This window comes from Variovorax sp. GW823-FHT02B07 (assembly GCF_058797695.1).
The window spans coordinates 1-2,204 of record NZ_JBXAJX010000017.1 but is presented as its reverse complement, the minus strand read 5'-3'; the positions used below and the strand labels follow the sequence as shown (position 1 = coordinate 2,204).

Sequence of the window (2,204 nt, the reverse complement as noted above, 5' to 3'; positions counted from 1 at the left end):
GTGTCCGCATCGGCCTTCTGCGCCCCCGCAAGCACGCCGATGGCCTGGCCGCTGTGCACGCGCAGCACGTCGGCCAGCGCCAGGTTGATGTCGCCGCCGCTGGCCAGTGTGGCGGTCTCGCCGCTGACGACCTGCAGCTGTTGGCCGGCCACCATCGCCAGCCCGCCGCGTGCGGCCAGCGCGATCACGGCATCGCTCGTGTGGGGTACCTTGCCTTCGCCGGTGGCGATGGCCTTGTCTGCGGCGTCCGCGTAGGCGGCATCCAATGCATCCGCCGCGACCATGCCGCTGGCGGTGTGCTCCATCGCGGTGTAGGGCGCACGCTCCTTGTCCAACTGGGATTCGTTGGCCTTGGTCGCCCCGATGTGCCCGGCCAGCTGCACGGTCTCGTGGGTCCTGGCCGCATCGCTCAGGGCCTGGCCCAGCTGCTGGACCTGCTTGAGCAGCGCCATGCCGGCGGCGAAGTCGCCCACGGGCTCCAGCTTCTGGCCGCCTGCGCCGTGGTACGTGCTCAGCAGCACGCCCTTGCCGCCGCGCAGCGCGGCATAGCCGTCGGTGCGCAGCTCTAGGCCCTGGCCTCGGAAGCTGCCGCGGAAGTTGTCGGCCTGGTGGATGAGGTGGCCCAGGTTCAGCTGGCTGTGAGCGGTGCTGGCGTGCAGCTGCACGCGCAGCTGCTGGTTCGAATCGTCGAACACCAGCTGACTGAAGCCCTCGCCGCCGAACTCCTTGGTCTTGAAGCCGCTCAGGGCGGCCGCGTTGCGGTGGCCCTTGTCGTCGGCGCTGGCGCCGTGCCAGGGCGGGGCATGGCCGGCCGCCAGATTGGCCTGGGCGCTGGGCGAGGCGTTGCCGGCTTGGGCGAAGACGTCGTTGCTGTCGTTGTTGTCCTGTTCGCTGTTCTCACCGGTGCGCGATGCGCCACCGGGCGTGGGGGCGATGCCGCCGTCGCCGCGGCCGTTGTACAGCGCGCCGACGATGACGGGCTGGTCCACATCGAGGTCGACGAACTTGACCAGCACTTCCTGCCCGATGCGCGGCAGCCACTGCCAGCCCATGCCGGGGCCGGCCTGGCGCTGGGCCACGCGGATCCAGCGGGTGCTGCGGTTGTCCTGGGCGCTGTCGCCGCTGCTGTTGTCGCTGGCGTTGTTCTGCCAGTGGAAGCGCACGCGCACGTCGCCTCGGTCGTTGCAGTACAGCTCGTCGGCGCCGTTGGGCGAGGTCTCGCCCGAAGGCCCGACCACGATGGCGCTGTGCACGCCGCTGGCCGTGGGCCTGGCGTGCAGGCGGGCACCGTCGGCCGCCGCCAGGGCGGGGCGCCAGGGGCGCGGGGCGTGCACGCCCGAGAAGCTGTTGGCGTAGCCCTGGGCTTGCGCGGTGGCGAGGTTCTGGGGCTGCGGATAGATGGTGTTGTCGTTGTTGCCTACGCTGGTGGCTGCAGACACCAGCCCGAACACATCGGCCTCGGCCGTCACAGGGGCGCACGGCTGGTCGAACACGAGGTGCTCCGTCAGCGCACCCAGCTGCGCCGCAATCGACGCCGCCGTGTCCTTGGGCAGGTTGTTGATGCCCACGTGTTCGACGGTGTCCAGCAGCAGTGCGGGCCTGGCCTGCAAGCCCAGCGCGGGCGCGTCGTCGATCTCGAGGCGCGTGCCCGCGCGCAAGGTGCGCACGGTGCTGTGGCCCAGCATCAGGTCGGCGCGGCATTCGGCCGCTTCCATCATCAATGCGGCGTAGCGCTCGACGGTGCGGTTGGTGTCCCAGCCGCGGCTGCGGTCGTTCAGGCCGAGCACGTCGTCGTATTCCAGGCGCGGGGCGTTCTTGCCGCCGACCGGAAAGCGCGCCGGGGCGCTGCCTGTGAGCTGGCGCTTGCCGTCGACGTTCCAGGCGCTCAGGTGCACCTGGGCCACCGACTGGCGCATGCGCCGCACCAGTGCCTGCACGGCGTCGCTGCGTTCCTGGGAGCTCTTGCGGTGAAAGCGAACGGGCGAGCCTGTATCGGCGGGCTGGGTGTCGTTGGACGAGAAGATGACGAGCTTGTGGCCCGTCGGGGCCTGGGCGTCTTCCTCGATGCGCCAGGCCAGGCCTTCTTCGGCCAGCAGGCGCGAGAAGAAGTCGCAGTCGCTCTCGCGGTACTGGGTGCAGTAGGTGCGAACGGGGGCGTCGGCGAGGAAACCGTTCACTTCGGAAGAGAAGGCCCAGCTGCCGGC

General features: G+C 70.6%; 1 protein-coding gene. It reads right to left on the bottom strand.

The features are described from left to right. On the bottom strand, positions 1 to 2,204 hold a 2,204-nt coding region (locus AC1RGU_RS31320; protein ID WP_492700414.1), incomplete at both ends, for a type VI secretion system Vgr family protein.